We start from the raw sequence: 22,856 nt of genomic DNA on the forward strand, positions 1-22,856 counted from the left end.
TTATAGCGCCGCGACCGCGGTCATTTCGACGCGCAGATCCGGATCGGCGAGGCGCGCCTCGACGCAGGCGCGGGCCGGCGGGTTTTCCATGTCGATCCAGCTGTCATAAACGCCGTTCATCGCCTCGAAATCGGTAATCGCCGGCAGGAAGACATTGACAGCGAGGAGACGCGAGCGGTCGATACCGGCTTCCTTCAGAAGGGCGTCGATCTTGCCGAGCACGTCGCGGGTCTGCTCCTCGATATCAGCCTTGCGATTTTCCGCGACCTGACCGGCAATATAGACGAGACCGCCATAGCTGACGGCTTGGCTCATGCGCGAACCTTTCTGGTAACGCTGGATCATGCGGGTTTTCCTTTTCTTGGCTTTGCAGGGAGAATTCAGCCGAAGCTGGTCAGATAGGCCGCCGTCACCGAATGATCCGGGTCGAGGCCATACAGGATTGCATGCCGGTCAAGGCAGGTGCAGGGATGCGAGATGCCGAACTCGATGACGTCGCCGACCGCGATATCACTGCCATCGGCGAGCGTGACGAAGGCATGTTGATCGTTGAGCCGGATAACGTCGGCACTTCCCAAATCGGTAAGGCGGGCGCCATGGCGATAGAGCGCCAGCGGCCGCGGCAGGCCCTGGTCCATTGCCACGTCGCGCATGCCCATGCCGCAGATCGCAAGCTGCGGCTCCGGCCGCGACAGAACCTCGGCCCAGACGCGCAGCGCCGGACGGAAACCGGCCGCCGCCGAAACCGTCTCGCCGCCGATACGCAAACCGCCGCGCGCGTCGAGGCCGGCAAGGCCACGCTCGTAGATGCCGTGATCGTGGAAGAAGATCGCGCCGCTGCGCAGCACCAGCCGGCAGGCGGGATCGGCTGCGACGGCGGCTGAAAGCCGGGCCACCACGATGTCGAAAAACACCGAACCGCCTGATGTGACGAGAAGCGGCCGCTCCTTGCCGATGCGGGCGCGTATCTTCGGCAGGAATTCGGCGGTCAGGGCCATCAGCGCGCCGATGCGGTGCATCGTCTCGTCGGCATTGGCGGTCGCGGCCGCACCTTCATAGGCGGCGATGCCGGTGAGCCGGAAGGCCGGCGTCTCAATGGCCAGGATCGCATCGAGGATTGCCTCGGCAGCGGCGGCGCTTCGAAGACCGGCGCGGCCGGCGCCGAACTCAACCAATAGGCCGAGAGGCGGCAGATCTGCGCGCTCACGCCATGCGGAGCGAAGCGCCTCGACGAGCGTTGTCGAATCCACGAAGATATGGAATTCCGCATCCGGATAGTGGCCGAGCAGGGCAGCAAGCCGGCGAGCAGCGGCGATCCCACCGATCTCGTTGGCGAGGATCAGCCGGCGTTGTCCCGCCTTGAGCAGGACGGCTGCCTGGCGGATATCGGCAACGGTCGTGCCCCAGGCGCCTGCCGAAAGAAGCGCGTCTGCCAGCACCGTCGACATCGGGGTCTTGGCGTGCGGCGCGATGTCGGCGCCATGGCTTTTCACATAGGCCATCATCAGTTCGACATTGCCGGTGAAGGCCCGGCGGTCGAGCGAGATCAGCGGCAGGGCCATCCTGCCGTCATAGGGCTTCCACCCCTGCGTTCCGATTGCAGCAGGCGAAAGCGGAGGGTTGTCCGGCGGAAAGCCGCGAACCCGGTCGTCGATCAGCCGGTTTTCCGTCGTGGCATGAAGGTCAGACATGGCGGCCTCGCCCGATCTCGGCCGGATCGCCCAAACCGAGGCGATAGGTGTCGTTGGCGGTGGCAAAGAACAGATCGCGCTGCTCGTCGGGAGAAAGTTGCGCGGCGACCGTGCGGAAAACCTGATAGACCTCGTCGAATGAGGCGTGCAGGCCCGCGACCGGAAAGTCGCTGGCGAACATCGAACGTTCAGGGCCGAAACAATCGAAGCAGTGCTCGATCACCGGCCGCAGGCTTTCGAGCGTCCAGTCATTGTCGTAGGCGACGAGGTCGGAGATCTTTAACCGCACGTTCGGCTCTTTGCCGAGCGCTCGCAGGCCGTGACGCCAGAGCGCCATGCCGTCCTCCGATCGGTCGGCGGGGCTGCCGCCGTGGTTGAGCACGAACAGCGTTTGCGGAAAATCGCGCACCAGCTCGAGGGCCTGATCCATCTGCCAGGGGTAGAGCATCAGCTCGAAGACCAGCCCCAACTGTGAAGCGTGAGCAAGCCCCGCCCGCCAAGCGGGATCGGCCATGCGATCTGCGCGCAGAGCAAAACTCTTCGCCGGCTCCGAATGCCAACTCAGAATATCGCGGATGCCGACGACATAAGGGCTCGCCGCTTCCGCTTCGAGCAGGCGCGCGGCGTCCGGCCCGTCGAGGGGAACCCGTGCGATATAACGCTTCGCCACGCCGGAGCTGCGGTCGAGACCCTCCAGCCAGCGGCTCTCTTCCAACGGATGCGCATCGGACCAGCCAGCCTCCACATGCACGGTTGCAATGACGTTCTGACGCCCGGCATCGGCACGATAATCATCGATGCCGTAGTCGCGCAGGATCGGCGCGAGGCTCCCGAAAACCATCTCTTCGCCGGAAGCCCGCGCCTTCTGAAGCCAGGGGTGGCGCTGCAGGCTGAGGTCCCAGAGATGGTGGTGCGGATCGATCACCGGCCCGTCGTAGCGCGCCGTCATCTGCGTGCCTCACGGCCGGACACGAGCAGAAGGGCGAGGATCAGCGTGCCGAACATGATAGACCGCCAGCCGGGGGAGGCGTTGACGACGGTGATCAGCGCCGTCGTGGTGACGAGCAGGATCGCCCCCGGTATCGTGCCGGCATAGGTGCCGCGGCCGCCGAGGATGGAGGTGCCGCCGAGCACGACGGCGGCGATCGACGTCAGCAGATAGGGATCGCCGATGCCGACATAACCTTGCCGGTTCATGCCCAGCACGAGAATGCCGGCAAGCCCGGCGAAAAAGCCGGACAGAGTATGGACGATCAGCGTGTTGAGGGTGACGCTGACGCCGGAAAGCCGGGCGGCGAGCGGGTTCGCCCCGAGCGCCAGAAACCGTGCGCCGATCGGCATGCGATGAATGAGCAGCAGGACGACGACCGAGACGACGAGCCACAGCAGGATGCCCGAGGGGATGCCGAACGGCCGCGCCTGCCCGAGCAGAATGACCGCCGGATTGCTGACGGTGACGGCGCTGCCGCCGGCGACGATGACGAGCAGGCCCTGCAGGAAGGTCGCCATCGCGAGCGTCATGATGATCGGCGGCACACGAAGATAGGCGGCCCCCGCGCCGTTCATCAGGCCGATGCCGGTGGCGATGGCAAGGGCCGCCGCGATGCCGGCAAGGCCGGTTGGATCCCAGGCGGGCGAAATCAGCGGCAGCAGCATCGCCGTGACGGTGATGACAGCACCGACGGAAAGATCGATGCCGCCCATCAGGATGACGAGCGTCTGGCCGGCAGCGACGATGCCGATCACCGCGGCAAGCTCCAGCAGATAACGCAGATGGCCGTAGGCGCCGAAACCGCGAAGCGTGAAGCTTGCAACGATCCAGACGAGCGCGACCAGAAGAAAGGTCAGGAGCGGCGGATTGCGGAACGCAGACCGGATGATGTTCATCGTCTTGCCCTCCATACTCCAAGAAGTTCCGGAACGGCGACTGCGCCGACGATGATCAAGCCTTGCGCGACATATTGCGCGACGGGCGGAAAGCCCAGGAAGAACATCACGTTGATCATCACCGAGAGCAGCAGGCTGCCGCAGATCGCGCCGCGCATCGTGCCCTTGCCGCCGAGGAAACCCACGCCGCCGAGCACGGCGGCGGCGATCGAGTTCAGCGTGAAGGGCGTGCCGATGATGGGATCGCCCGAGCCGGTCTGCGCCGCAACGAAGAGACCGGTGAGAGCAGCAAGAAGGCCGGAGAGCGCGAAGGCTGCGACCTTCACCCGTTCGACCGGCACGCCGGAGCGGAATGCGCCGACCGGGTTGTCGCCGGCCGCATAGATGCCGAGGCCGAGCGGCGTTGCCAGAAAGGCTTTCCAGAGTATGAGGATGACGACGAGCAGCAGGAAGGCGACGGGCGTATGGCCGGCAAGCACCGTCGACAGCCAATCGGGAATGAATCCGCCCGGCCGCGGCAGCAGGATGAGCGCGACGCCGCCGATGATGAAGGAGCCGGCCAGCGTGACGATGATCGCCGGCAATCTCAGATGTGTCACGATGGCGCCGGTGACGGCGCCGATCAATAGGCCGGCGACGGCGACCGCGACAATGCCGCCGGGCACACCGAGCGGCCCTTCCATCGTCGTCGCGGCGATCACCGCGCCGAGACTGACCAGCGGCCCGATCGCCAGCGTGATGCCGCCATTCAGCATCAGCAGCGCCTGCGCCATGGTGACCAGCGCGAGCGGAAACCAGTTCTGCGTGAACTTCGAAAAGCCGCCGATGGAAAGGATGCCGGGAAAGAGCAGCGCATAGAGGATGAGAAAGGCAGCGACGACCAGATAGAGGCCGGCGAGGCCGCGGTTGCGGCGGAGTTGGATCGCGCCGTAGAGACGGGATGCCGAAATTGTATTCATGCCGCCTCTCCCTGCGTCGTGGTCGTCACGCCCATGGCCGCGCCGACGATCGCTCCTTCGCTGATCCGATCTTTTGACAGCGTCGCCGCGACGCGCCCCTCGCGCAGGACCACGACACGGTCGCAGAGATGCACGAGTTCCGGCGTATCGGAACTGGCCAGAATGACGAGCCGCCCCTCGGCGGCGAAGGCGCGCAGCATCAGGTAGATCTCACGTTTGGTCTCGATGTCGACGCCGCGCGTCGGATCGTTGAGGAGCAGCACAGACGGATCGAGCGGCAGCCATTTGGCGAGCGCCACCTTCTGCTGGTTGCCGCCGGAAAGCGCCTGCACCGGCCGGGCCGCATCGCCCTTGATCGTCAGCCGGCGCGCGAGATCGGCGACCAGGCCGTTTTCCGCCTTCGCGTCGCGCAGCCCCTTGCGGGCAAGCCGCCCGAGCGAGGGCAGGATGAGATTGGAGGCGATCGAATGCGGCAGCACCAGTCCCTCGTGCTTGCGGTCCGCCGGGACGTAGACGATACCAGCCGCATTCGCCGCGCCGACATGGGCGGGCAGGTGGGGATTGCCCGCTACCTCCGCCCGGGTCGCCGAGGCTGGAATCGCGCCATAGAGGCCGAGCAGCAGGTCTTCTTGACCCTGCCCGACAAGCCCGCCGATGCCGACGATCTCGCCGACGCGAGCGGAGAAACCAATGTCACGCACGATGCCGGCCGAAAAACCTTCGACGCTGATGCGCATCGCACCGGGTACCGCGGCCGGGCGCGGCGGAAACAGGTCGCCGGTTTCGCGACCAACCATCAGGCGCACCAGACCCTCGCCGTCGATGCCGGACAGCGACTGGTCGGCCGTTACGCCGCCGTCCTTCAGCACGGTGACATGCGAGCAGAGCGCCTGCACCTCGTTGAGGCGGTGGGAAATATAGAGAAGTGCCGTGCCGCGACCCTTGAGCGTCTCGATCAGCTGGGCAAGAATGCCGGCTTCATGCGCGGAGAGCGACGAGGTCGGTTCATCCAGAATAAGCACACGCGGCCTGCGGAACAGCGCCTTAGCGATCTCCACCATCTGACGGCGGCCGAGCGCGAGATCGGCAACCGGCACGTCGAGCGGTTCTGTCAGCCCGACCAGGTCGCAAACCTCTTGCACGCCGCGATGAAGCGCTCCGTAATCGATGAGACCGAACCGGCGCGGAAACGCGCCGATCCCGATGTTTTCGGCAATCGACAGGTTGGCCGTGAGGCTCAGCTCCTGTTGCACGACAGCGATGCCGGCCGCGCGCGCCGCCGCCGGGCTGAAACGCCCGACCGGCCTGCCGTCGACGAGGATGGACCCGCCGTCGGGCTGGAGGGAGCCGGACAGGAGATTGATCAGCGTCGACTTGCCGGCGCCGTTTTCACCGAGCAGGGCGTGAACCCTGCCCGGCAGAAGGGCGATGTCGACGCCCTTCAAAACGGGATTGCCGAAAAATCCCTTGAACACCTGCCGGGCTTCCAGCAGGGGCGCTTCTTCCGTCATGACGGCGTCCCCCAACCGCGGATTACTTGGCAAGCAGCTTGTCGAACAGCGCCTTGTCGTAATCCGAGTAGATATAGCCGTCGGCCGGGAACTTGTCGGCCCGTGCGAGGTAGCTGCCGATCGTGCTGTCGTCAATGACAGGCAGCGGCACCTTGAGGAAGGCCGGCACGTTCTTGCCTTGCAGCGCCTGCACCGCAGTGTAGACGGAAAGGGCGCCGAGCCAGTTGGGCTGCATCGTCGCCCAGCCTTTCAGGCTCTTCTCCTTCCAGAGTTCCAGGAACTGCCTTGCATTTTCACCTGTGGTCGGCACCTGGTCGCGGCCCTGGCGCTCGAAGGCGAGGACGGAGCCGGCAGACAGCGCGCCGCCGAGCGACAGCACGCCGTCGATTTCGGGATTGGCGAAGAGCAGGCTGGTCATCGCTTCCTGTGCCGGCGCGACGTTATATTCGGTGTTCGTCTCGGTGATCACCTTGAGACCTGGATTGGCATCGAGGACCGGCTGGGCGCCCTTGCGGCGGTCGTCGCTGACCGAGATGCCGGCCGGGCCGTTCATGATGATGATCTTGCCCTTGCCGCCGAGCTGGCTGACCATCCACTTGGCAGCGGTCGCACCCCATTCGCTGGAATCGGTATTGATCTTCGCCGTCACCTTGTCGGTGTTGACCAAGCTGTCGAAATTGACCACGGCGATGCCCTTGTCGCAGGCATCCGATATGACGCGGTCGAGCGCGTTGGAGGAGCCGGCGATGACGACGATGGCGTCGACATTGGCGTCGATCATCGACTGGATATGCTGGATCTGCGTCTGGGCGTTGCCCTGCGCGTCAGTGATCATCAGGTCCTTGACGAGGCCGGCCTTCTTCAGCTCCTCCACTTCAGCGGTAATGGTGCCTTCGGTCTGTTTCATCCAGGTCGGCACGGAGTAGATGTTCGCCCAGCCGATCGTATAGGGCGCTTTTCTGTCGCCCTTGATGCAATTGGCAGCGGCCGAGGCAGTGCCGGTGGAAAAGACCAGGAGGGTGGCTGCTGCGGCAGCGCCCGCGAGGAGGCGGCGGCGCAGCGAAGCGGAAATGCTGTTTTCAAAATTCTTCATGTCGATCCCCTTTTTTGTGCGGCAACCTTGACGGTTTGCCATCTATGTCCAATATATCGTACATGTGATCTTTATACCGGACGAGGCGATCTTATGCCGATTTTTTTACCCCGCAAGAGGGGTGGGGAAATTTCATTCGCGATTGAATGACGGGATCAATTGACAGATACGGCAGGCGGCTTGAAAAGCTTGGCCGGACAAAAGAACAGGACGATAGCAATGGATGCAGTTAAGGACGAAGCAGCCGGCAAACGCGCCCGAGGGCTCGACCGCGCCTTCGAAATCCTCGATTTCCTGCGCCAGAAACGGCAGGCCTTGAAGCCGAACGAAATCGCCGCGCAGATCGGTGCGCCGCGTTCGTCCGTCTACGAACTCGTCAACCTGCTGCTCAGTAACGGCATTCTCGAATTCACCGGCGGCGAGGGGCGCGTCTATCTCGGCCGCAAGCTCTATTTCCTCGGCGCCGCCTATGAGAACCATTTCGACTTCACCCGCGAATGCGAGGCGACGCTGGAACGGCTTGCCGATGAAACGCGGGAAACGGCGCAGTTCTGCATGCTGGATGGAAACAGGTATACGGTCGTGCGCATGCGCGAGGGGGCGCGGCCGTTCCGCATTTCGACGGATGTGGGACAGTCGGTGCCGATTCCGTGGACGGCGTCGGGGCGCCTGCTCGTCGCGCATCTGTCGGATCAGGACATCCTGAACTTCATTCCGTCGCAGGATTTCCGTCTGCCGGGCGGTGAATGGCTCGAGCCCCAGACCTTCATCGCCGAGGTGCGCCAGGCCGAGCGTGAAGGCTTCTTCACCTTCAACAGCATCGTCGACAGCTTTACCCATTGTTTTGCCGTGCCGGTGCGGGGCGAGGAAGGCCATGCAGCTGCAACGCTCTGCCTCGTCACCCCACGCGACGACGGTATCGCGAACCGGGACCGCTACCTCGACTGCCTGAAGAAGGCCGCCGCCGGCCTGGAGCATGCCCCTTCCCGGCCAAAACGGGGCTGATGCCCAAGCATAGCCAGGCACCGCTATCCGGCGGCACGCACCGCTCATGCATGACCCGTGCCCGGCTGCATGTTCCCATAATCATATCACGAAACAGGACGTCGCTCGTCGACCTGTCTGACATGGAAAACATCAAAGACGGCCGCAAGACGACATATCTCTTGTTGGCCGCCTCGATCGTCGATTTCCAGATTCAAGCCAATCCCGCAAAACTATTCACTCTTCCTCCGAAATTATGAAATGAAGTTTCTCTATAAAATTTATGGAGAACGTAGTGTAGAGTCCTGACAGCCAACCTATACCATGGCCCTGGAAAACACCGGGCTGTGGGCGGCAAACGGAGAGGACGCGAAATGACACGCAAAATCAGGCTTGGGGCATTTCTTCCCGGTGGCGGACAGCATGTTGCATCCTGGCGGCATCCTGACCAGCCGGCCGACGGTGCCACCAGTTTCGAGTTTCACAAGCAACTCGCCCTGACAGCCGAGCGCGGACTCTTCGATGCGTATTTCCTGGCCGACGGACTGGCTGTCGGTTTTGGCGGAGCGCGCGAAGGCGGCAATGCCCGCGTCGCCGGCTTCGAACCCGTCACATTGTTTTCCGCGCTTGCGCCTTTCACCACCCATCTCGGCTTTATCGCGACGTCTTCCACCACCTATGAGGAGCCCTATACGACTGCTCGCAAATTCGCCTCGCTGGATCTGATCTCCGAGGGCCGCGCCGGCTGGAATGTCGTGACCACGACGGGCGACCTCACGGCACAGAACTTCAACCGCGATACGCAGCTTCCACATGCCGATCGATATCGCCGTGCTGCCGAGCATGTCGACGTTGTCCGCAAACTCTGGGAAAGCTTCGAGGACGACGCGTTCATCCGCGACAAGGAGTCGGGCGTATTCTTCGATCCGGCGAAGCTGCACGACACCGACCACCGCGGCGAGCATTTCAGCGTGCGTGGCCCGCTCAACGTCTCGCGCTCGCCCCAGGGACATCCGGTCATCGTGCAAGCCGGGCAGTCCGACGACGGGCGCGGGCTTGCCGCGGCAACGGCCGAAGTCATCTTCACCGCCCATCAGCACATCGAAACAGCCCAGGAATTCTACCGCGATATCAAGGCACGCGCCCGCGGCCTCGGCCGCAACCCCGATCACATCCTCGTCATGCCCGGCGTCTCCGCTTTCGTCGGCAGGACCGAAGCGGAAGCACGCGAGAAGTACGACCGTCTGACCTCGCTGATTGTCGAAGAGGATGGAATCGGCCTCCTTAACGGCCTGACCGGCGGTACGCTCGACCTGCACGGTTATGATCTCGACGGGCCGCTGCCGCCGGCGCCGCCGACGGAAGGCATGAAGAGCCGCCAGGCCCTCATCCGCCAGATCGCAGACGAAAACAATTTTTCCATCCGCCAGCTCTATCAATGGATCGCGTCGGCCCGCGGTCACTACACCATCGTCGGAACGCCTGAAAAGATCGCCGATACGCTACAGCAATGGTTCGAGAACGAAGCGGCCGACGGCTTCAACATTCTGCCGCCCTGGCTGCCGACGGCCCTCGACGATTTCGTCGATCTGGTCATCCCGGAGTTGCAGCGCCGCGGACTGTTTCGCACGGCCTATGAGGGCAAGACGCTCCGGGAAAACCTCGGCCTGCCTTTCCCCGCCAATCGATGGGCTGCCGGACACGCAGCTCTCCAGGCAGCAGAATGAGGGAACGGACCATGGCCTATGAAATCAACCAGACTCTCCCGAGAAGCTTCGGCCGCCTGAAAAGCAGCGAAAGCACCATTTCCACTCTCGGCTCCCATGGGCGCGGGTTGCTCGCATCGTTTTTGCCGCGTTATGGCCTGCTCCTCGCCTTCCTCGCGCTCTGGCAGGTGTCGAGCACCAGGGGCTGGATCAATCCGGCCATCTTCCCGCCCCTGAACGTGATCCTGTCTGCTCTTTGGACCAATCTTGCCAACGGCGCGTTGCTGGACGACATCGCCATCAGCCTGCAGCGAGCCGGAACCGCCTTCGCCTTTGCCGTCGTGATCGGCATTCCGCTCGGCCTGTTCATGGGCCAGGTTCGTGCGGTCGAGCAGGCGCTCGATCCGATCCTGCAGCTCTTCCGCCAGACCTCGGCGCTGGCGCTCTATCCGATCTTCATCCTGCTGCTCGGCCTCGGCGAAACCTCCAAAATCTTCGTGATCTTCTGGGCCACCCTGTTTCCGGTGCTGCTCGCCACGATCGGCGGCGTCAAGGAGGTGGACCAGAAGCTTATTGAGATGGCGCGGACTTATGGCGCCGGACCGCTGACCATCTTCCGCCGCGTCATTCTGCCGGCGTCCGTCCCTGCGATCTTCGTCGGCCTGCGTCTCTCGGCGACGACTGCGCTTCTCCTGTTGATTGCCGCCGAGATGATCGGCGCCAACAAGGGTATCGGCTTCCAGGTGATGAACGCCCAGTACAATTTCCAGATCCCGCTGATGTTTGCGGCGATCCTTCTGCTCGCCTTTCTCGGGCTTGCCGCCAATGCCTTGCTCGTTCTCCTGCAGCGCCGTCTCTGCCGCTGGTCTCAGCCGAGCCGCTAACCTGCTTCCCCCGATTTTCCTCTTCCGAAAGGGATACGTCATGACATTCCATCCCCGCAACCTTCTCCTCCCGGCCGTCATCGCGCTCGGCCTTGCTACGCCGGCCGCAGCTGCCGACACGATCAAGCTGCGCTACCTCGCCAGCCAAGGCGGTCTTGCCGCCCATGAGCTCGCCGACGAGCTCGGCTATTTCAAGGGCACCGGCATCACGTTCGAAAATGTCGGTTATGCTCAAGGCGGGCCGGCCTCTCTGATCGCCCTCGCATCCGGTGATGTCGAGATCGGCAGTGCGGCCACCTCCGCCGTGCTGAATTCGATCATCGGCGGCAATGACTTCGTCGCCGCCTATCCGTCGAACGGCATCAATGACGAGGTGCAGTCGACCTTCTATGTGCTGGAAGACAGCCCGATCAAGAGTATCAAGGACATTGCCGGCAAGAGCATAGCAGTCAATACGCTTGGCGCGCACCTCGATTATACCATCCGCGAGGCCTTGCATTCCGTCGGCCTGCCGAGCGACTCCGCCAATCAGATCGTCGTTCCCGGGCCGCAACTCGAACAGGTGCTGCGCTCCAAGCAGGTCGATATTGCCGCCTTCGGTTATTGGCAGACGACCTTCGAGGGTGCGGCGCTCAAAAATGGCGGCCTGCGCGCGGTTTTTGACGATACCGACGTGCTCGGCGACATTGCCGGGGGGTTTGTGGTCCTGCGCCGCGATTTCATTCAGCAACATCCCGAGGCCGCAAAGATTTTCGTCGAGCAGTCGGCCCGCGCGCTCGACTATGCCCGCGAACATCCTGAAGAAACCAAGAAGATCCTGGCCAAGGCGCTCAGCGAGCGTGGCGAGAACGCTGATATCGCGCAATATTTCCGCGGCTATGGCGTGCGCGCCGGCGGTCTGCCGGTCGAGCGCGACATCCAGTTCTGGATCGACGTCCTGGTTCGCGAAGGCAAGCTGAAGCAAGGCCAGTTGGCGGCCAAGGACATCCTCTTCACGGCCGATGCCAAGCCGGCAAGCAACTGAGGAACCGAGATGAGCATTGCTGAGGACATTCGCCGCGGCGAGGTGACGATCCGTCGCCTCTCCAAATCCTACAAGTTGAACGGCACGCCGCTGCAGGTTCTCAAGGATATCAATCTCCACATCCGCTCCGGCGAAAGCCTCGCCATCGTCGGTGCCAGCGGCTCGGGCAAAACGACCCTGCTCAGGGTTCTTGCAGGTCTCGAGGATGCCGACACCGGAGAGGTCCTCGTCGACGGCAAGGTGGTGCGGGGCGTCGGCGCAGAGCGCGCCGTCATCTTTCAAGAACCGCGCCTTCTGCCCTGGCTTGATGTGCTCGACAATGTCGCCTTCGGGCTGGAAACAAGTGGTCTCACCCGTCAGCGGGCGAGGGCGCGGGCGCGCCACTATGTCAAGCTTGTCGGCCTGCAGCAATTCGAGGCCGCCTATCCCCGGCAGCTCTCCGGAGGCATGGCGCAGCGCGTCGGGATCGCCCGGGCGCTGGCTGTTCAGCCCGAGATCCTGCTGCTCGACGAACCGCTCGGCGCGCTCGACGCGATGACCAAGATCGGCATGCAGCAGGAACTCGCCCGGATCTGGCGCGATGAGGATGTGACGACCATTCTCGTCACGCACGATCTCGAGGAGGCGATTTATCTCGCCGACCGGATCCTCATCCTGCCACGGGAGAAGGGCGGCGAACCGCGCCTGATCGACATCGATCTGCCGCGACCGCGCGACCGCAGCGCACCGGAATTCGTTCGCCACCGCGAGGAGCTGCTGAACCTGTTCGGATTGCATTGACGGCTGCGCTGTAGCCTTCGCCAGGACTAAAGGATCCAGGGATTGATCAGTTCGATCCCCAAGCCGTCGAAATCCTTCGTGTTGCGCGTCGCGAGCGTGAGATCGTGAGCAACCGCGGTGGCAGCGATCAGGCCATCCATCGACGGCAGGCCACGGCCGCTCCGCTTTGCATGACCCATGAGGTCCCCCCAGGCCAGGGCAACCGATTCATCCACCGGGATGATGCGGTGCTCGAAGCGCTGCGTCAGGTCCCGGGCAAGCCATTCAGCCAGCGCGTCGCGTTTTCGTCCCTCGTCCATCAGGGCAACACCACGTCGGATCTCTGCGACCGAGACGATGCTGATGAAGGAGCGATCCTCGTCGAGCCTGTCCAACCATTGCAAGACGTGCGCATCAGGCTTCGGCTTCGTCACCTCGGACAGGACGTTGGTGTCCAGCAAAAGTCTCACAGCGCCGGATCACGCGGTTCGTCGCGTTGACGCTCAAGGTCCAGATTGGCGCCGCGCAGCGGCGACTCCATCAGAAATTCGGCAAGCGTCCCTTGGCGAGCGGTCTTGCGCTGCCATTCCTCGGCAGAGACGACGACAACGCTCGGCTTGCCGTTCCTTGTGATTGTCTGTGGCGCGGATTGCGCGCGTTCGATGACTTCGGAAAGCTTCGCCTTTGCACTGGCAACGGTCCAGCTTTCATTGTCTTGCCGTGATGGCTGCATTGCTCAGCTCCTGACCAGAATGACTATAGTGACTATATAACTGGACTGGGGTGAGTTTGCAAGCGGCGGGATCGAGCGGTTCAATTGGCGGGGCCGAAGAAACCTGAGGCGGCTATCACGATTTGCTCCTCGCCCCGGCAGTCAGATACGGCCGCCGATCCAGTTCCTGCGACCTCAAGGAACTGCGTAGCCGCAGCAGATCCTTGCGGGCGATCAGGCCGCACAGCTTGCCGGAAGCGGGATCGACGATCGGAATACGCCCATCGCCCGTCGACAGCATGAGGTCGGCGATAAAGGCAACGGTATCATCAGGATGCCCGACGGGAACGGAATCGTCGGTGACGTTTTCGGCAAGCGTCTGGAGGGTCAGGTCCGGCGTCCCCTGCCAGCGCAGGGCATCGGCCCGCGAGACGATGCCCGCCAATCTGCCTGCCGCGTCGATCACCGGGTAGATCCGATGGGTTTTCTCCTGAGAGGCGAAGAAATCGCAGGCCTCCCCCACCGTCATGGTGACGGGAAGCGTGTCGACATTGCTGATCATGATCTCCCGTGCACGGGAGAGCTCGAACGGATCGACGCCATATTCGCGGGTGATGTGCTGCCCGCGGCGCGCAATCTTCTCGGTAAGGATCGAGCGGCGCAGCAGAAGAACCGTGACGGCATAGGCCACCACCGTTGCGGCGAGCAGCGGAACGAGCGTGCTCACATCGCCGGTTATCTCCATCGCAAAAAAGGTCCCCGTCAGCGGCGCGCGCATGGTTCCGCCCATCATCGCCGCCATTCCGAGCAGCGCCCAGAAGCCGGGATCGTTGCCCGGCATGACAAGGCCGACCAGCCATCCGAGAGCACCGCCGAAGATGAGAAGCGGAGCAAGCACGCCGCCCGAGGTGCCGGACGACAGCGCAAACAGCCAGATGATCGTCTTCACCAGCAGGATCGACATCACCGCCGGTGCGAGCAGCCGGTTGTTGAGCAGGCCATCGATGATGTCGTAGCCGACGCCCATGGCACGCGGTTCGATCAGACCGCCGAGGCCGATGACAAGACCGCCAAGCATCGGCCACCACATCCAGTGGATCGGCAGTGCCTCGAAGAGGTCCTCGATCCGGTAGAGCAGCGTCGTCAGCAACCCCGATTGCAGCCCCGATATGATGCCCATCGCCGCACAGGCGAAGATCCCCCACCAGGGCAAATCTACTTGGAAATGGGTCGGAAACAGCGGGCCGGTGCCGAACAGCAGCGGGCGCCAGCAGATCGACACGCAGGCGGCAACGGCGACAGGAATGAAGCTGCGCGGCTTCCATTCGAACAACAGCAGTTCGACCGCCAGCATGACCGCGGCAATCGGTGAGCCGAAGATCGCCGTCATGCCTGCGGCTGCACCGGCGACGAGCAGCGTCTTCCGCTCGGCAGCGCTCATGTGAAAGAATTGCGCGAAGAGCGATCCGATCGCCCCGCCGGTCATGATGATCGGCCCCTCGGCGCCGAACGGACCACCCGTTCCGATCGAGATTGCCGAGGACAGCGGCTTCAGGACCGCGACCTTCGGCGACATCCGGCTGCCGCCGATCAGGATCGCCTCTATGGCCTCGGGAATGCCGTGGCCGCGGATCTTCTCCGATCCGAAGCGGGCCATCAGGCCGATGACCAGCCCGCCGAGCGGCGGCACCAGCACCACCCACAGCGAGCGCGGCACGGCAGCCAGCGAAGCAGGCTGAATGCCGATCTGCCCGAACCAGATGACATTCGTCACCAGCGCGATCAGGCTGACGAGACACCAGGCCGCAAACGCGCCGCCGGTGCCGACGATGATGGACATTCCGATCAGCAGGAGGACCCGCCTGTCGGTGGTGAAATCGCCGGCCTCGCGCCGGGAAAGGCCGCCCGTGAAATCGTGCGGCCGGTTGCTTGGTTGATGCTGCGCCATGGAAGCCTCTGCTACGCCGGAAATGGATACACTTGAGCGACGTCAATATATCGTGATACGATATAAATCAATGGGTGAAGGCATGAAGGTGAAAATGTCTGTAGAGATGCCTCACTTGACCGGCTGTCGGATGCCCATCTATTCGAGATGGCGGGATGGCTCGCGACCTTGGCAGCCGTTGCGGCAGAGGAGAATGCGTTTGAAGAAAACCGTGCCGGCGCTGAGACAGGAGGATTATGAGGCGCTCGCCGATCTCAGATTCGCACTTCGGCAATTCATGGACTTCAGCGCCTCTGCCGCCCAGCTGGAAGGGCTGCCTGTACAGCAGCATCAGGCGCTGCTGGCGATCAAGGGGCACCGCGGCGATGCCATGACCATCGGCATGCTGGCCGAGCGGCTGATCATCGCGCCGCATACGGCGACCGAGCTTGTCGGGCGGCTGTCGGACGCGGGCCTGGTCGAACGCCATGCCGATCCGACCGACAGGCGCCGTCAGACGATACTTCTGACGGAGAAGGCCGACGCGCTTCTGGTGAGACTGAGCGCCGCCCACCTCTCGGAAATAAGGGAGATGGCGCCGAAGCTGATCGAGCTTCTCCTCGAGCTGCAGAAGACCGCCCAAGCCTGATGAGCCGACCGGCGTCGAGCCTATCTTAAAAGCGTCTTGCTGAGGCGATGGATATGGGCGGCGCCGATGCCGCAGCAGCCGCCGATGATCGTCGCACCGGCTTCGGCCCAGGAGCACGCAAAGCGCGAATAGGCGTCGTCGTTCAGATCGTCACGGGTCTCATGCAGCCCTTCATTGGCGGCTGATGTGCCTTGTTCGCCTTCGAAGGCATTGGCATAAACGCCGATTTCGATCTGAGCGTCCGTCTTCCGGAATACGCGCGCTACCGTCTCTACCGCCGCCTGCATGACTTCAGGCTTGCTGCAATTGAAGAGCAAGGCCTTCGCACCCGATGAAACTGCCCAGGATGCCGCGTCCTCGACGCTTTCGCCGGAGCGAAGCTTCGGCCCGCCGCTTTCGATGTCTGCCTCGTCATCCGCCAAGGTGAAGGAAATCCAGAACGGCTTGCCTGATGCCGCCACCGCCTGGCGCACGGCCTCTCCCTCGGCGATCAGGCTCAACGTCTCGCCGAGCCAGACATCGACGAAGGGAGCGAGGTTTTCGACCAGCACCTTGAGATAGTCTTGCACCCGTGAAGGCTGAAAATTTTGCGGCTCGTAGGAGCCGAAGATCGGCGGCAGCGAACCGGCGACCAGCACCTTGCGATCGGTGGCGGCATCGGCCGCCTCGCGCGCCAAACGACCGGCGAGACGGGTCAGCGCCGCCCCCTCCTTCTGGAACCGGTCCTCACCGATATGGAAAGGCACCAGCGCATAGCTGTTCGTGGTGATGACCTGCGAACCGGCCGCGATGAATTCCTTGTGGACCTCACGGACGATGTCCGGCGCGTTGATCAGCGCCAGTGCCGACCATTCCGGTTGTTTCAGTTCGGCGCCCAGCCGCAGCAACTCGCGGCTCATGCCGCCATCGAGAATTCGTGTCGTGCTCATGAAGAGGTTTCCATTCAGGCTGTCGCGCCGTCACCGACGGCGGGCTTTTCATAACAAAGTGGGCGGATTGCAAGTGATTGGTGCGCGAGGGAGTTCATGGCCGGTTCCTTTTTCGTCGGCCTAACGACGAACGGGTACCTGCGCTTCGAGACCTCGAAAGACGCGGGCAATTACTGCGGTCAAAGCGAGATAGAAGACGGTGACGACAAGCAGCGGCTCATAGACCAGCAGCGTGTCCTGGCGAACCTTGTTGGCCACGGCGTAGAGATCCATCACCGTCACCGTGAAGGCAAGCGGCGTCGCCTTCAGCTGCATGACGATCTCTCCGGCAATCGTCGGCAAGGCGATGCGGATGGCGCGCGGCAGCCAGATGCGGCGGACGAGCTTCCATGGCGACAGGCCGAAGGCCCGGCCGGCTTCCAGCTCGCCTTTGGGAACGGCGAGCAGCGCACCGCGCAACACCTCCGCCTCATAGGCCGCATAGTTCAGCGTGAAACTGACGGCCGCAAAGAAGAAGCCCTCGCGCAGGATCGGCCAGAACAGGCTCTGGCGGATGCCGGGAACCATGGGCAGCAGCGAGCCGACCCCATAATAGAGAAGCCATAGCTGGATCAGCAGCGGCGTGCCGCGGAAGAAGGTGCAATAGCCGCGGGCGAGCAGCCGCGTCAGCCTGCCGCCGCTGACCTGCGCGAAAGCGAGACCGATGGCGATGGCAAAGCCGAACACCACGGAGATCACCAGCAGCGCAACGGTCTGCCAGGCGCCGGTCAGAAGCAGCGGCCAATAGGAAGAGATCCAGCTGAAATTCATGCGACGCTTTCTTCAGGCAAGGCGCGGCTGTCCCCGCCGCACCCGCGCCTCGATCAGTTTGAAGGCGACGTTGGAAACGAGCGTGATGGCGAGGTAGAGGAGGGCCGAAGCCAGGAAAAACACGAAGTAATGTTTGGTGCTTGCCCCGGCGAGGCGGGTGGCAAGCGCCAGTTCCTGGTAGCCGACGACCGCCACCAGCGCGCTGTCCTTGGTGACCGACATCCACAGATTGGCAAGCCCCGGCAGCGCGTTCGGCAATAGCGCCGGCAGCAGGACGCGGCGGAAGCGCAGCATCGGTCCCATGCCGAAGGCCTTGGCGGCCTCGATCTGGCCGGCGGGAATAGCAAGGATCGCGCCGCGCAGCACCTCCGTCATATAGGCGCCCTGCACGAAGCCGAGCACGGCGACGGCCGCGACGAAGCCGTTCACGTTGATTGGCGGCAGGTCCAATGCCGCCAGCAGCCGATTGAGACCGTCGGTGCCGGCATAATAGAGCCCAACGATCAGGATCAGCTCGGGAACCGCGCGGATCACCGTCGTATAGAGATCGAGCAGCAGGCGGAGGGCGCGATTGCTGGACAGCTTTCCAAGCGCGCCGCCCGTGCCGAGCAACAGGCCGATTGCGAAGGCGCAGGCCGAGATGGCGACCGTGGAGACTGCACCTGTCAAAAGAACGCCGCCCCATCCCGGAGGATAGGGAGACAGCAGGTCCAGAATGCCTTGTTGCGCGGTCGCCATCAACGAGACCGCTTACTTCGCGCCGTAGATATCGAAATCGAAGTATTTCTTGTTGATGGCGTCATACTGACCGTTGGCGCGAACGGCAGCGATCGCCGCATTCAGCTTGGCTTTCAGCGCCGTGTCTTCCTTGCGCAACCCGCCCGAAACGCCGGCTCCGAGAATCTCCTTGTCGTCGGCGACATCACCCATCTTGGCGCAGCAATCTTTGCCGCCATCGCTTTTCAGGAAAGCGTCGAGCGCCAGTGAATCACCGAAGACGTAGTCGATGCGGCCGGAGGCGAGATCCTGGAAAGCCTCGTCGAGCGTCTGGTAGGTCTTTTCCTCGGCAGCGCCTGCAAAATACTTCTTGTAATATTCCGACTGGATCGTCGACACCTGGATGCCAATCGTCTTGCCCTTCACGTCCTCGGCAGTGGCGCCCGGCTTCTGGTCCTTGGGGCCGATCAGTGTGCTCGGCGTATTGTAATATTTGTCGGTGAAATCGATCACCTTCGAGCGTTCGGCGGTGTTCGACATCGACGACCAGATCACATCGAACTTCTTGCTCTGGAGAGCTGGAATGAGACCATCCCAGGAAATCTCGACGATTGAGCATTTCTCCTTCATCTCGTCGCAGACGGCGTTCATCAGATCGATTTCCCATCCGTGCCACTCACCAGAGGCATCCTTGGCGAAGAAGGGCGGATAGGATTCGTTCATGACGCCGAAGCGGACTTCGGCCTGTGCCGTGACGGCGGAAAGCGCAAGTGCAACGCCGGCGAAAAGCGTGGGGAGCAGTTTCATTCGCGGGATTCTCCTGGTTCGTGTGGTGTCGATGATGGCTGGTGTGATCAATGGGCGCTGAGACGGGTGAACTCCCGACAGCGGGCACTGACCGGCGCCCCGAAAACTTGTTCCGGCGGACCTTCTTCCTCGATCCGTCCCTGATGCAGGTAGAGAACTCGGCTCGAAACATCCCGGGCAAAGCGCATTTCATGCGTGACGATCAGCATGGTCCGGCCTTCTTCCGCAAGATCGCGGATGACTTTGAGAACCTCGCCGACCAGCTCCGGATCGAGCGCCGATGTCGGCTCGTCGAACAGCATGACGGCGGGATCGACGCAGAGCGCCCTCGCAATCGCCGCGCGCTGCTGCTGGCCGCCGGACAGGAAGGCGGGATAGGCGTCGCGCTTGTCAAAGAGCCCGACCTTGTGGAGCAGGGCTTCGGCCTTTTCGATCGCCTCGCGCTTTGAAATGCCCATGACGTGCACTGGCGCCTCGATGACGTTTTCCAGCACGGTGCGATGGGCCCAGAGATTGAAACTCTGAAAGACCATGCCGAGCCCTGTCCGCAGCCGTTCGATCTGCCGCCAGCTCTGCGGCTGCAGCCGGCCGCCGCGACCGATTTTCAGCGCGACTTCCTCGCCGTTCACCGCAATGCGGCCGCGATCCGGCGTTTCCAGGAAATTGATGCATCGGAGGAAGGTGCTCTTGCCGGAGCCGGACGAGCCGATGATCGAAATCACATCAGACTTGTGGGCCTCCGTCGAGATACCCTTGAGGACCTGTTGCGAGCCGAAGCTTTTATGGAGATCTTCGACGCGAAGAGCAGGAAAGGGTTGATCCGACATGCAGTGGTCCGGCTGAACTGAATTTGCGAAGGATAATGATAAAATAACGCGGTTTTTTCGCGCAATTATCACCTCTTTTGCATATTATGTGCAAAATAATCTTCCTCGCGCATCGAATGCGGCAGAATGTATGAAGTGCCGCAACTGGAATTGGACTGAATGATGGAACAGCTGGATCGTTTTGACCGTGACATTCTCGACATCGTTCAGCGTGACTGCCAGCTGAAGGCCGAAACGATTGCCGAACGGATCGGGTTGTCGGTCTCGGCCGTGCAGCGACGGTTGAAGCGGTTGCGCGAGGAAGGGATCATCAAGGCGGAGGTCGCCGTCGTCGACCGGAAGGCGACGGGAACATCGATGGTGTTCATCGTCGGGATGGAGATCGAGCGGGACAATTACGACGCACTGGCGAAGTTCCGCCTTTGGGCGGAGAAGCAGGATCATATCCAACAGGTCTATTACGTCACCGGCGCGGTCGATCTGATCGCCATCATTACCGCCCGCGACGTCGAGCACTATGACGACATCGCGGCTCTGATCATGGCGGAAAACGCGCAGATCCGCCGCATGCACACCAATGTCGTGCTGCGCGACGTCAAACTCGGCCTGTTCGTGCCCCTGAAATAGCGATCGTCCTGTCTCACCTGCAGCGACTGGACTCACATAGGACAAAGGGCATAATTCCGCGTGCAGATCCCCGGGGAGGAATGACCATTGACGTTACGACACCAGATCATCGCATTGGCGATCGTCCCGCTCGTCATCTCGATCCTTGCGATCACCACCTTTATCACCTGGCAATCGGCAAACCTCGCCAAGAACAGCATCGACACGTTCGAGCAGAACATGCTGAAGACCAAGGAAGCCGAGATCCTCAATCTGACCAACCTTGCGCTGTCGGCCATCCAGACGATCTATGACAAGGCCGGGGCCGACGACGAGGCCGCCAAGGAGCAGGTGGCGGCGATCCTGACCTCGCTCGACTACGGCAAGGATGGATATTTCTTCGTCTACGACTATGACGGCAACAATATCGTCCACCCGCGCCAGAGCTTCCGGCATGGGCACAATTGGCTCGATCTCACCGATCCGGATGGCGACAAGGTGATTGCGGAACTGATCGCCACGGCAAGAGCGGGCGGCGGCCTGCATCAGTACAAATGGCAAAAGCCATCGACCGGACAGATCGCCGACAAACTCTCCTTCGTCGTCAGTCTCGACAAATGGCACTGGGTCGTCGGCACCGGCGTCTATCTCGATGACGTCTTTGCCCAGAGTGCCGCCGCCAACAAGGTGATGCGCGTCAACATAAGACGGACCTTCGTCATCGTCGCGCTGATCGCCGTGCCTTCGGTGCTCGTCGTGTTCACCACCTGCATGCTGCTGACCTTCCACGAGCGCCGCATGGCCGATAGCCGGCTCAAGGCGCTGACGCAGCGGGTCATCGACACCCAGGAAGAAGAGCGCGCGCGGCTTTCCCGCGAACTACATGACGGCATTTCCCAAAATCTCGTCGGCGTACGCTATGCGATGGATCTCGCCGGCCGCAAGGTCAGGACCAATGTCGACGATGCGGCGCTGACCATCGACCGCGGCGTCGAGGCGCTGAACGGCGCCATCAAGGAGATCAGGCGGCTCTCGCACGACCTGCGCCCACGCGTGCTCGACGACCTCGGCCTGAAGGCGGCGCTTGAGGCGCTCTGCTACAATTTCGCCGAGCGGACAGGGATCGAGACGGAAATCGACGCTTCCGCGTTCACCGACAGGCTGAAAGCCGAAGCCAACACCGCACTTTATCGCGTCGCACAGGAAGCATTCAACAATGTCGAGCGCCATGCGGGCGCCTCCCGGCTTACGGTCAAGCTCTGGAGCGACGGCGGCCGCGCCCGCATGACCATCTCCGACAACGGCAGCGGCTTCGACGACAGCAAGGACGGCGCCTCAGGCAGAGCGGGACTCGGCCTGCGCAACATGCAGGAGCGGATGGCACATTTCCGCGGTCTGTTGTTGATCAATAGCAGCGAGGCCGGCACGACGCTGACGGCCATGATGCCGAGATCGGCCAATCTTGCCGCCGGTAAGCAGGCGGAAGCCGCATGACGGCACGCCCGAAAATCAAGGTGCTGCTGATCGACAACCATCCGCTGGTGCTGGACGGGCTGAAAGCCGTGCTCGAAACATTCGACCATATCGAAGTCGCCGGCACCGCCGGCTTGGCTCAAACCGGGCTCGACATCGCCCTGCAGGTTCAGCCGCAGGTGGTGCTGATGGATATCAACATGCCGAAGCTCAGCGGCATCGATGCGATCGAATTGTTCAGGAACGAACTTCCGCAAACTCGCGTCGTGATGCTCTCCATGCATGACAGCCGCGAGTATATTTCCTCGTCGGTCATGCATGGCGCCGCCGGCTACGTCCTCAAAGACGTCTCGACCGACGAGATCGTCGCAGCTATCGAAACCGTCGCCGGCGGCGGCACCTATTTCTCCTCCGGCGTCTTCGATGCGCTGATGGGCGAACGCGCGGAGGAGGGGAGCGATCCCTTGACGCCGCGTGAGCGCGACACTCTCGGGCTGATCGTTGCAGGCAGGAGCAACCGCGAGATCGCAGAGGTGCTGGGGATAAGCTCCGCCACGGCCGAAACACATCGCAAGAACCTCAAGAAAAAGCTCGGCATCGCAACGACAGCAGGTCTCATCCGCTATGCGCTCGACCACGGCATCGTCCCGAAAGTCGGCGTGGATCCGCGCCTACCCACTTCTGGGTAGAGCCCGGCACTTCAGCTCCTCGCCCATCTTGTGAGGATAAATCCGACGCCCTAGGACTCCATTCGCCGCTAGCCAAGTGCAAGCCGCTGGGAGGAATTCACATGCGTTACATCAGCTTCCGAACGTCCGGAAAAGCTCGAGCGACCCGAACAGGGCCTGCTGCCGCCGCCGGCTGACAGACCTGCCTTCCACGCCGACAACTGGAACATGGC

Annotated in this window: 24 protein-coding genes; 9 read left to right on the top strand and 15 right to left on the bottom strand. The window is 62.6% G+C overall.

Translation table 11 applies throughout. The annotated features are described in order from the left end of the window. The 7 genes from HJB83_RS04880 to HJB83_RS04910 are packed head-to-tail and all read right to left on the bottom strand — an operon-like array spanning window position 1 to window position 7,141. Window positions 1–345, bottom strand: coding sequence for a RidA family protein (locus HJB83_RS04880; RefSeq protein ID WP_207585017.1), 345 nt, complete (start codon window positions 343–345; stop codon window positions 1–3). A 35-nt stretch (window positions 346–380) separates the two neighbouring features. Next, window positions 381–1,691, bottom strand: a complete 1,311-nt coding sequence (locus tag HJB83_RS04885) for an alanine racemase (RefSeq protein WP_221139412.1) — start codon at window positions 1,689–1,691, stop codon at window positions 381–383. Beyond that, window positions 1,684–2,640, bottom strand: coding sequence for an amidohydrolase (locus tag HJB83_RS04890; protein ID WP_207585015.1), 957 nt, complete (start codon window positions 2,638–2,640; stop codon window positions 1,684–1,686). Before HJB83_RS04890 ends, HJB83_RS04885 begins: the two co-directional genes overlap by 8 nt. Beyond that, entirely contained in the window at window positions 2,637–3,578 is a 942-nt protein-coding gene (locus HJB83_RS04895; protein ID WP_221131348.1) for an ABC transporter permease, read from the bottom strand. The genes HJB83_RS04890 and HJB83_RS04895 overlap by 4 nt, the downstream gene beginning before the upstream one ends. After that, window positions 3,575–4,537 carry an ABC transporter permease gene (locus HJB83_RS04900; protein ID WP_207585013.1) on the bottom strand — a complete coding sequence of 321 codons (963 nt, stop codon included), beginning with the start codon at window positions 4,535–4,537 and terminating at the stop codon, window positions 3,575–3,577. The genes HJB83_RS04895 and HJB83_RS04900 overlap by 4 nt, the downstream gene beginning before the upstream one ends. After that, the gene (locus tag HJB83_RS04905; RefSeq protein WP_221131349.1) at window positions 4,534–6,048 is read right to left on the bottom strand and encodes a sugar ABC transporter ATP-binding protein; all 1,515 of its coding nucleotides are present in this window, start codon (window positions 6,046–6,048) and stop codon (window positions 4,534–4,536) included. The genes HJB83_RS04900 and HJB83_RS04905 overlap by 4 nt, the downstream gene beginning before the upstream one ends. A 22-nt stretch (window positions 6,049–6,070) precedes the next feature. Then, window positions 6,071–7,141, bottom strand: a complete 1,071-nt coding sequence (locus HJB83_RS04910) for an ABC transporter substrate-binding protein (protein WP_221131350.1) — start codon at window positions 7,139–7,141, stop codon at window positions 6,071–6,073. Window positions 7,142–7,360: 219 nt separating this feature from the next. Here HJB83_RS04910 and HJB83_RS04915 point away from each other — a divergent pair, with 219 nt between their 5' ends. The 5 genes from HJB83_RS04915 (at window position 7,361) to HJB83_RS04935 (ending at window position 12,519) form a co-directional block, all read left to right on the top strand. Beyond that, window positions 7,361–8,146 carry an IclR family transcriptional regulator gene (locus HJB83_RS04915; RefSeq protein ID WP_221131351.1) on the top strand — a complete coding sequence of 262 codons (786 nt, stop codon included), beginning with the start codon at window positions 7,361–7,363 and terminating at the stop codon, window positions 8,144–8,146. 353 nt (window positions 8,147–8,499) lie between these two features. Further along, a complete protein-coding gene (locus HJB83_RS04920) occupies window positions 8,500–9,852 on the top strand; it encodes an LLM class flavin-dependent oxidoreductase (protein WP_207585009.1) in 1,353 nt (450 codons plus the stop codon). 11 nt (window positions 9,853–9,863) lie between these two features. Then, window positions 9,864–10,715 carry an ABC transporter permease gene (locus HJB83_RS04925; RefSeq protein ID WP_207585008.1) on the top strand — a complete coding sequence of 284 codons (852 nt, stop codon included), beginning with the start codon at window positions 9,864–9,866 and terminating at the stop codon, window positions 10,713–10,715. 40 nt (window positions 10,716–10,755) lie between these two features. Further along, complete coding sequence (locus tag HJB83_RS04930) at window positions 10,756–11,739, top strand: ABC transporter substrate-binding protein (RefSeq protein ID WP_207585007.1); 984 nt, start codon at window positions 10,756–10,758, stop codon at window positions 11,737–11,739. Between the two features lie 9 nt (window positions 11,740–11,748). Further along, on the top strand, window positions 11,749–12,519 hold the full coding sequence (locus HJB83_RS04935; protein WP_207585006.1) for an ABC transporter ATP-binding protein: 771 nt from the start codon (window positions 11,749–11,751) through the stop codon (window positions 12,517–12,519). A gap of 26 nt (window positions 12,520–12,545) precedes the next feature. Here the strand turns inward: HJB83_RS04935 and HJB83_RS04940 are convergent, their stop codons facing one another. From HJB83_RS04940 to HJB83_RS04950, 3 genes are all read right to left on the bottom strand, one after another. Next, the gene (locus HJB83_RS04940; protein WP_221116797.1) at window positions 12,546–12,968 is read right to left on the bottom strand and encodes a type II toxin-antitoxin system VapC family toxin; all 423 of its coding nucleotides are present in this window, start codon (window positions 12,966–12,968) and stop codon (window positions 12,546–12,548) included. Then, a complete protein-coding gene (locus HJB83_RS04945) occupies window positions 12,965–13,231 on the bottom strand; it encodes a type II toxin-antitoxin system Phd/YefM family antitoxin (RefSeq protein WP_207585004.1) in 267 nt (88 codons plus the stop codon). Before HJB83_RS04945 ends, HJB83_RS04940 begins: the two co-directional genes overlap by 4 nt. A gap of 115 nt (window positions 13,232–13,346) precedes the next feature. Next, window positions 13,347–15,158, bottom strand: a complete 1,812-nt coding sequence (locus HJB83_RS04950; protein ID WP_207585003.1) for a chloride channel protein — start codon at window positions 15,156–15,158, stop codon at window positions 13,347–13,349. A 199-nt stretch (window positions 15,159–15,357) separates the two neighbouring features. On the opposite strand from HJB83_RS04950, the gene HJB83_RS04955 reads away from it, so the two are divergent. Continuing rightward, on the top strand, window positions 15,358–15,786 hold the full coding sequence (locus tag HJB83_RS04955; protein WP_207585176.1) for a MarR family winged helix-turn-helix transcriptional regulator: 429 nt from the start codon (window positions 15,358–15,360) through the stop codon (window positions 15,784–15,786). A gap of 20 nt (window positions 15,787–15,806) precedes the next feature. On the opposite strand, the gene HJB83_RS04960 is transcribed toward HJB83_RS04955, so the two are convergent. The 5 genes from HJB83_RS04960 to HJB83_RS04980 form a co-directional block, all read right to left on the bottom strand. Next, on the bottom strand, window positions 15,807–16,715 hold the full coding sequence (locus HJB83_RS04960; RefSeq protein ID WP_207585002.1) for a homocysteine S-methyltransferase family protein: 909 nt from the start codon (window positions 16,713–16,715) through the stop codon (window positions 15,807–15,809). A 120-nt stretch (window positions 16,716–16,835) separates the two neighbouring features. Next, window positions 16,836–17,525 (bottom strand): ABC transporter permease, encoded by a 690-nt coding sequence (locus HJB83_RS04965; RefSeq protein WP_207585001.1) that lies wholly within the window; start codon window positions 17,523–17,525, stop codon window positions 16,836–16,838. Window positions 17,526–17,537: 12 nt separating this feature from the next. Then, the gene (locus HJB83_RS04970; RefSeq protein WP_207585000.1) at window positions 17,538–18,263 is read right to left on the bottom strand and encodes an ABC transporter permease; all 726 of its coding nucleotides are present in this window, start codon (window positions 18,261–18,263) and stop codon (window positions 17,538–17,540) included. 12 nt (window positions 18,264–18,275) lie between these two features. Continuing rightward, window positions 18,276–19,049, bottom strand: coding sequence for a transporter substrate-binding domain-containing protein (locus tag HJB83_RS04975; RefSeq protein ID WP_207584999.1), 774 nt, complete (start codon window positions 19,047–19,049; stop codon window positions 18,276–18,278). Between the two features lie 47 nt (window positions 19,050–19,096). Continuing rightward, on the bottom strand, window positions 19,097–19,876 hold the full coding sequence (locus HJB83_RS04980) for an ABC transporter ATP-binding protein (RefSeq protein WP_207584998.1): 780 nt from the start codon (window positions 19,874–19,876) through the stop codon (window positions 19,097–19,099). A 162-nt stretch (window positions 19,877–20,038) separates the two neighbouring features. On the opposite strand from HJB83_RS04980, the gene HJB83_RS04985 reads away from it, so the two are divergent. The 3 genes from HJB83_RS04985 (at window position 20,039) to HJB83_RS04995 (ending at window position 22,644) form a co-directional block, all read left to right on the top strand. Beyond that, complete coding sequence (locus HJB83_RS04985; RefSeq protein WP_221131446.1) at window positions 20,039–20,503, top strand: Lrp/AsnC family transcriptional regulator; 465 nt, start codon at window positions 20,039–20,041, stop codon at window positions 20,501–20,503. Window positions 20,504–20,590: 87 nt separating this feature from the next. Further along, entirely contained in the window at window positions 20,591–21,976 is a 1,386-nt protein-coding gene (locus HJB83_RS04990; protein ID WP_221131353.1) for a cache domain-containing protein, read from the top strand. Then, window positions 21,973–22,644: a response regulator transcription factor gene (locus HJB83_RS04995; protein ID WP_221131354.1), complete on the top strand. Its 672-nt coding sequence runs from the start codon at window positions 21,973–21,975 to the stop codon at window positions 22,642–22,644. Before HJB83_RS04990 ends, HJB83_RS04995 begins: the two co-directional genes overlap by 4 nt. Window positions 22,645–22,856: the final 212 nt, after the last annotated feature.

The organism is Rhizobium sp. NZLR11 (assembly GCF_019685115.1).
In the GTDB taxonomy this organism is placed as follows: Bacteria; Pseudomonadota; Alphaproteobacteria; order Rhizobiales; family Rhizobiaceae; genus Rhizobium.